The 7,342-nt window shown below is 33.0% G+C and carries 7 protein-coding genes; 6 read left to right on the top strand and 1 reads right to left on the bottom strand.

Annotation, left to right across the window (positions count from 1 at the left end; genetic code table 11):
- Position 1 precedes the first annotated feature (1 nt).
- The gene (gene bshA, locus ACOYLT_RS01395) at positions 2-1,135 is read left to right on the top strand and encodes an N-acetyl-alpha-D-glucosaminyl L-malate synthase BshA (protein WP_422852047.1); all 1,134 of its coding nucleotides are present in this window, start codon (positions 2-4) and stop codon (positions 1,133-1,135) included.
- Positions 1,132-1,560, top strand: a complete 429-nt coding sequence (locus ACOYLT_RS01400; protein WP_422852048.1) for a hypothetical protein — start codon at positions 1,132-1,134, stop codon at positions 1,558-1,560. Before bshA ends, ACOYLT_RS01400 begins: the two co-directional genes overlap by 4 nt.
- Positions 1,561-1,609: 49 nt before the next feature.
- Here the strand turns inward: ACOYLT_RS01400 and ACOYLT_RS01405 are convergent, their stop codons facing one another.
- The gene (locus ACOYLT_RS01405) at positions 1,610-2,116 is read right to left on the bottom strand and encodes a hypothetical protein (protein ID WP_422852049.1); all 507 of its coding nucleotides are present in this window, start codon (positions 2,114-2,116) and stop codon (positions 1,610-1,612) included.
- A 195-nt stretch (positions 2,117-2,311) separates the two neighbouring features.
- Here ACOYLT_RS01405 and aroC point away from each other — a divergent pair, with 195 nt between their 5' ends.
- From aroC to ACOYLT_RS01425, 4 genes are all read left to right on the top strand, one after another.
- Positions 2,312-3,418: a chorismate synthase gene (gene aroC / locus ACOYLT_RS01410; RefSeq protein WP_422852050.1), complete on the top strand. Its 1,107-nt coding sequence runs from the start codon at positions 2,312-2,314 to the stop codon at positions 3,416-3,418.
- 37 nt (positions 3,419-3,455) lie between these two features.
- Entirely contained in the window at positions 3,456-4,712 is a 1,257-nt protein-coding gene (locus tag ACOYLT_RS01415; RefSeq protein WP_422852051.1) for a dicarboxylate/amino acid:cation symporter, read from the top strand.
- Between the two features lie 64 nt (positions 4,713-4,776).
- Positions 4,777-6,345: a choice-of-anchor J domain-containing protein gene (locus ACOYLT_RS01420; RefSeq protein WP_422852052.1), complete on the top strand. Its 1,569-nt coding sequence runs from the start codon at positions 4,777-4,779 to the stop codon at positions 6,343-6,345.
- Positions 6,346-6,550: 205 nt separating this feature from the next.
- A partial coding sequence (locus ACOYLT_RS01425; protein WP_422852053.1) for a fibronectin type III domain-containing protein occupies positions 6,551-7,342 on the top strand: 792 nt, incomplete at its 3' end.

Here is a 7,342-nt window from a genome sequence, read left to right on the forward strand (position 1 = left end):
TATGAAAATAGCCATTGTTTGCTATCCAACCTTTGGAGGAAGTGGAGTTGTAGCTACAGAATTAGGATTAGAATTAGCCCATCGTGGTCATGAAATTCACTTTATTACTTATCGTCAACCAGTTCGATTGGCTTTGCTTAATCCTAATGTACACTACCACGAAGTAAACGTTCCCGAATATCCATTATTTCATTATCAACCTTATGAGTTAGCTTTATCTAGCAAGTTGGTGGATATGGTAAAACTCTATAAAATAGAATTATTGCATGTGCACTATGCTATTCCTCATGCCTATGCGGGTTATATGGCTAAGCAAATGTTGAAAGATGAAGGAATTATAATTCCTATGGTAACGACACTTCATGGAACAGATATCACCTTAGTTGGTAATCATCCTTTCTATAAGCCAGCAGTTAGTTTTAGTATCAATAAATCAGATGTTGTAACATCGGTTTCTAAAAGTTTAAAAGATGATACGTATAATTTATTCAACATTAAAAAGGAAATACATGTTATTCCTAATTTCATTGAATTAGATAAAATAAGAAATGAGAGTTTAATTTCTTGCCAACGATCGGTAATGGCAAAAAAAGAAGAGCGAATTGTTACACACATAAGTAATTTCAGAAAGGTAAAAAGAATTCCTGATGTCATCAAGATTTTCTATAAAATTCAGCAAAAAATACCCGCCAAACTAATGATGGTAGGCGACGGAGCAGAAAAAGTTAAAGCGGAACAACTTTGTAATGATTTAGGAATTCAAGATAGAGTGATTTTCTTTGGCAACAGCAATGAAATAGACCAAATTTTATCCTTCTCCGATTTATTTCTTTTGCCTTCAGAAACAGAAAGTTTTGGTTTAGCAGCACTTGAAGCCATGGCATGGAGTGTGCCAGTAATATCTACTAATTCTGGTGGTTTGCCCGAAGTGAATTTTGAAGGAATATCTGGTTATTTAAGCAATGTTGGCGATATTGAAAGTATGGCTAATAATGCTATAAAGATTTTATCAAACGACCAAACACTAGCTAAATTCAGAACAAATGCACTCAATGTTGCCAAGCAATTTGATATTAAAAATATACTTCCACTGTATGAAAATTTATATATTGAAGCCATAAAAAACACTAAATGAAAAGAATAATTTCACTACTAATTTTTGTGTTAATTGTTTATTCATGTTCATCTAGAAGCAGTAAAGCCTTAAAGCCTTTTTATGAAACATTGACCGTTAACAATGATGGTGGTGCAAATATTAAGTTTTATGAAGTACTCACTGAATCAAAAGAAATTATGATGCTACTAGGTGATGAAACTTTGAGAAAAAAAATTAAAGCAGATGATATAATTAAAAGTAGTTTTATAATTCTTAATGCTGGTCCAACGAATGAAAAATTGAATAAAATTACTATTGAAAAAGTCATAGAAACTCCAACTCAAATTGAAGTATATATTAATGATACTCAAAAAAGCATTACTGAAGATCAATCTAATGATGTTACAAATCGTCCTTATACTATTGTTAAAATAAATTCGAAGAAACAAATTGTTATCAAATAAAAAAATCCCTTCTGATAAAGAAGGGATTTTTTTTGTTTATGTGATTTTATTAAAATCTATAACGAATTCCAAGTGCGATATCTGGACCGAAACTATGATAATTGTAGCCATCTAGATTTCTTCTGTTGTCCCCAAAGTAAATCTCAGGTCTAAAGTCTAAAGACAACTGAATTGGCGCTTCTTGAAAATTATATTCAATTCCAATATCTCCAGCAGCCAATAAAAATGTACCACTATCGCTATAGCCACCTTTGTCATAACTCCAGCTTCCTAATCCACCACCAAAACCTACATACCAATTGAATCCTCTATCAATTTCCCAAATCCATTGGTATAAACCAACTAATTTAAATGCATCAACATCGTTACTGTTACTAAAGCCTAAATCTAATTCTAAACGATTGTTTTTAGAAAATCCTTTTTGGTAAGATACTTCTACACCAAAACCATCGTTGTCTCCCAGACGAAGACCTAATGCGTTTTTCGCGATGTCTTGGGCCTTAACGCTAAATGCTAATCCAATTAGCATAAAAGCAGATAAAATGATTTTTATCATAATTTTATTGATTTAAAATACTATATAAAGATAGTAATATAACGCCAGTATTTAATTTTTATTGTTTGTTATTAATTATAAAATTCATAAAATAACTAATATAATGGTCTTTAGGTAGTCAATTAAATGCACTTTTATATAATTTAGTTATTACTTTTAGCTCATAAATACTACATTTGTTTAAAACACGACTTTATGGCTGGAAATAGCTACGGAACACTTTTTAAAGTAACCACTTTCGGTGAATCGCACGGAGAGGCATTAGGCGGAATTATTGATGGTTGTCCTGCTGGAATCGAACTCGATTTGAATGCAATTCAAATCGAAATGCAACGCAGAAAACCGGGTCAATCTTCTATAGTTACACAAAGAAAAGAAGACGATGAGGTACAATTCCTATCCGGAATCTTTGAAGGGAAAACTACGGGAACACCTATTGGGTTTATTATCCCAAATACAAATCAAAAATCAGACGATTATAGCCATATCAAGGATAGTTACCGTCCAAGTCACGCCGATTATGTTTATGAAAAAAAATATGGGATTAGAGATTATCGCGGAGGAGGAAGAAGTTCAGCTCGCGAAACCTCATGCAGAGTAGTGGCTGGTGCTATTGCAAAACAAGTTTTGTCAGATATAAAAATCAATGCATTTGTTTCTTCGGTGGGAGAAATATTTATTGATAAACCTTACCAAGAACTAGATTTTTCATTGACTGAAACCAACGCAGTTCGTTGTCCAGATTTGGTAACAGCCAAAAAAATGGAAGATTACATCAAAGAAATACGAAAAGAAGGCGATACTGTTGGTGGAACAATTATGTGTGTTATTCAAAACGTTCCCATCGGACTTGGAGAACCAGTTTTTGATAAACTACATGCAGAATTAGGAAAGGCAATGCTTTCCATTAATGCAGTAAAAGGGTTTGAATTCGGAAGTGGATTTTGTGGTGCCAAAATGAAAGGAAGTGAACATAATGATTTGTATAACGATGATGGAACTACAAAAACAAACCTCTCTGGAGGAATTCAAGGTGGAATTTCAAATGGGATGGATATTTATTTCAGAGTTGCCTTTAAACCGGTGGCCACATTAATTCAAAAACAAGAAGTTTTAACCAATCAAAACGAAATTATAGAGCAGCAAGGAAAAGGTCGCCACGATCCTTGTGTTGTTCCACGTGCAGTACCAATTGTTGAGGCAATGGCAGCATTGGTGCTTGCAGATTTTTATTTACTTAATAAATCTACCAAAAATAGTGTTCAGTTGGCAGTAACACTATCTAGTAGTAAATACAGATAAAACGGATGCTGAAAACTGCTGCAGAAAATCAACCAAAATGAATACAACCGAAATTAAAAAGAAGTCTTTCTTATCCAATCTTACAGTTCAAATTCTAATTGCCATGCTAATTGGTGGTATCATTGGAATTTATGTGCACAATAATCACACTGAAGAAGCTGCTAGGGAATTTAGCGGCTACATCAAAATGTTGGCTACAGTATTCATACGATTGGTTCAAATGATTATATCACCACTGGTATTTACCACTTTGGTTGTAGGAATTGCTAAATTGGGAGATATCAAGTCTGTTGGTAGAATAGGAGGAAAAGCTTTGGGCTGGTTTTTTACTGCATCATTTATTTCTCTTTTAATTGGGATGTTTTGGGTAAATATTTTACATCCAGGAACTGGTTTACAATTATCTGGTGTTGATGCTTCAACTGCTGCTGAAGTAACTGAAAAAACACAAAGTTTTTCTGCCCAAAATTTCATTGAACACATTATTCCTAAAAGTATAGTAGAAGCAATGGCAACCAATGAAATTTTACAAATTGTAATTTTCTCTATTTTCTTTGGTTTAGCTGCAGCTTCAATTGGTGAAAATGCCAAGCCTGTTGTCAATGCGTTAGACAAAACATCTCATATAATTCTTAAAATGGTAAATTATGTTATGAAATTTGCCCCAGTTGGTGTTTTTGGTGCTATTGCAGGAGTTTTTGCTATCCGAGATTTAAATGAATTACTCATTACCTATGCTAAATTTTTTGGTTCTTTCTTAGTTGGAATTTCATCACTATGGATTATACTACTATTAGTGGGTTACATTTTCTTAAAAAGTAAAATGACATTATTGTTAAAAAGAATTGTAAGTCCACTAATCATTGCTTTTGGAACCACTAGTAGTGAAGCAGTTTTTCCAAAACTAACAGAAGAATTGGAACGTTTTGGCGTAAAAGATAAAATAGTTTCATTCATGTTGCCATTAGGTTATTCATTTAATCTAGATGGTAGTATGATGTATATGACATTTGCTAGTATTTTTATTGCTCAAGCTTATGGAGTTCATTTAGATTTTGGAACTCAAATGACGATGTTACTTGTCTTAATGCTAACCAGTAAAGGAATTGCTGGAGTTCCACGGGCGAGTTTAGTAGTTGTTGCAGCCACTTGTGGCATGTTCAAAATACCTATTGAAGGCATTGCTTTAATCTTGCCCATTGACCATTTTTGTGATATGTTTAGAAGTGCCACAAACGTTCTTGGGAATGCTTTAGCTACTTCTGTAGTGGGTAAATGGGAAAAAGATAGTTAGAAAAACATAAATTAAAAAAATATTTTTATATTTGCTAAATTAAAAACTTTAACTAACTAATTTTATGAAAAAACTTTTACTATTATTATTTGTTTGTTCGCTATCCAATGCTCAATTAATCTTTCCTGTGGAAGGTTTTGAGGGAGCGACTTTCCCCCCAACTGGTTGGTCGACAATTAACACTGTAGCAACGGCTACCAATCAATGGAAATCATCTACAAGTTCAACTTTTGTTGTTTCAGGTGATCAATGTGCTCTTGTTCAGTGGGTTGCTGATGATCAAGATGAGTGGTTAATATCACCTTCATTTGATTTATCTTCAGCTACTTCAGCTTATGCTAATTTTAATGCTGTACTAGGTTATGAGTACATGGTTGATCCAAATAACAATGCAGATTTATTAATTAAAATCTCAACAGATGACGGGGTTACTTGGGATCTGTTGTGGGCTGAAGAAGATTATGGTATTTATGCAGATTATGATGTTTTGGCAATTAGTTTAGATTTGAGTCTATATTTAGGTAATGCAAACTGTAAAATAGCATTTAATTATGTTGGATTTGATGCCGATACTATTGGAATCGATAATTTCAGTGTGACGGGTTGTAGTTTAGTTCAAAACTTAAGTTTAACTGCTTTGACAGGTACAACGGCTACTTTTACTTGGGATCCTAATCAAGATAGTTATGATATTGATTTTGGTCCGATATCTTTACCCCAAGGAGATGGTACCTTATCAAATCAAACTGCTGCATCTTTACCTCTTACAGGATTAACAGAAGGTACTGCATATAGATTTTATATTAGATCTAATTGTGCAGGAGGTGGAACAGGTCCATGGGAGGGACCATTTAATATTTACACACAGTTAACTACTCCAACAACCGTACCATATAACTATGGTTTTGAAACAGGAACATTTAATACGGCAGGTTGGCAATCAACTACAGGTACTGGTGGTGCTTGGGGTTTATCGACTGGTACAGGTGCTCTTATTCAAGATGGTGCTGCGTTAGCATTTTGTTCTAGCTCTACTACAGCCGCAACTAATGATTTTTTATATTCTAGAGCAATGACACTTCAAGCAGGTGAAATTATAACTCTTCAATATTATATAAGAAAGCTTAATGTTGCAGGAACAACTGCAGTAATTAACATGAGAAGTAAAATTGGTACTGCGGCAACTGCAGCAGCTCAAACAACTACATTATTAACTCACGCTAATTTCACACCACAGGTTTATACAGTTCAGACTGTTAATTATACTGCTCCAGCTGCTGGAAACTATTATGTTGGATTTCAGTGTTACTCACCAACTCACTCTGCAACTCAACAAGCTTATGTTTTATTGGATGCTGTTTCGTTTACTTCAAATTTATCAAATAATCAATTTGATTTACTTGATTCATTAAGTGTATATCCAGTACCGGCAACAACAGAAGTTAATGTTTCTTTGGATGATGCATTGCTAGAATCAATCGAAATTGCAGATTTAAATGGAAGAATTGTTAAATCAATGAAAGTTAATGCTACTTCTACCACAATCAATGTTTCTGATTTATCAACAGGTGTTTATATGATGAACATTAAATCTGATAAAGGTAATGTTGTTAAGAAAATTGTTAAGCAATAATTTTTAGATTATATATTAGATAAGCCATCAGTAATGATGGCTTTTTTTTATGTCAAAAAATTTTAAGTTATTTTATGAAGTTGATAATCTTCAACTTTGTTTTTTTACCCGAATTAATTATTTCTTTTTTTTGCATTATAATTATAAATAATAATCAAAAAACTTTATTAAATTTGTTGTCTTAATAATTTAAAAATATATGTTTATGAAAAAACTTTTACTTTTAGTAGTTTTATTTTTGGGAGCTTTAACAGCTTCAGCTCAGCAAGATTGTGCGAATGCAATAGAGTTAACTGCAAATGGTACAACAACTGCACCAGCTGTAACAGGAACTTTTCAAACAGGTTGTTACAACGACACTTTTGATGTTTCTGGGACTGGAGCAATTTATGGAATATGGTATAAATACACACCAACTGCTTCCGGACAAATTACAATTTCATCAGATTTAACTCAAAATGTATCTCCATCTAGTACAGATACAAGATTACAGGTTTTTACAGGTGTTTGTGGTAATTTAACTTGTTATAGTTCTGCTGATGATACTGGAATTAACACACTAAAATTAACTACTTTAAGTTTTACAGTAGCTGCAAATACTACTTATTATTTTCAATGGGATAATTTCTACAATAGTGCTGGATTTGATTTTGACTTTACTTTTACAGAATTATCATGTTTACCTGTTATTACTGTTAATTCAGTAACTAATACAACTGCAACATCTATCACTCTAAATTGGGACGCATCGTTAAGCAACCCAAGCAGTTACGATGTTGAGTACGGACCACTTGGATTTACTCAAGGAACTGGAACAACTGTTTCTACATCAACAAATTCAATTACAATAGCTCAATTGACTGCATCTACATTATATGATTACTATGTAAGAGCTAATTGCGGTCCTACTCAAAGTGCTTGGACAACAGTAAACACTTTTACAACAGCAAAAATATTGCCATATGCTTCAGGTTTTGATAATGCAACTACAGATTTT

It is taken from the genome of Flavobacterium sp. (assembly GCF_049318185.1).
Taxonomy (GTDB): Bacteria; Bacteroidota; Bacteroidia; order Flavobacteriales; family Flavobacteriaceae; genus Flavobacterium.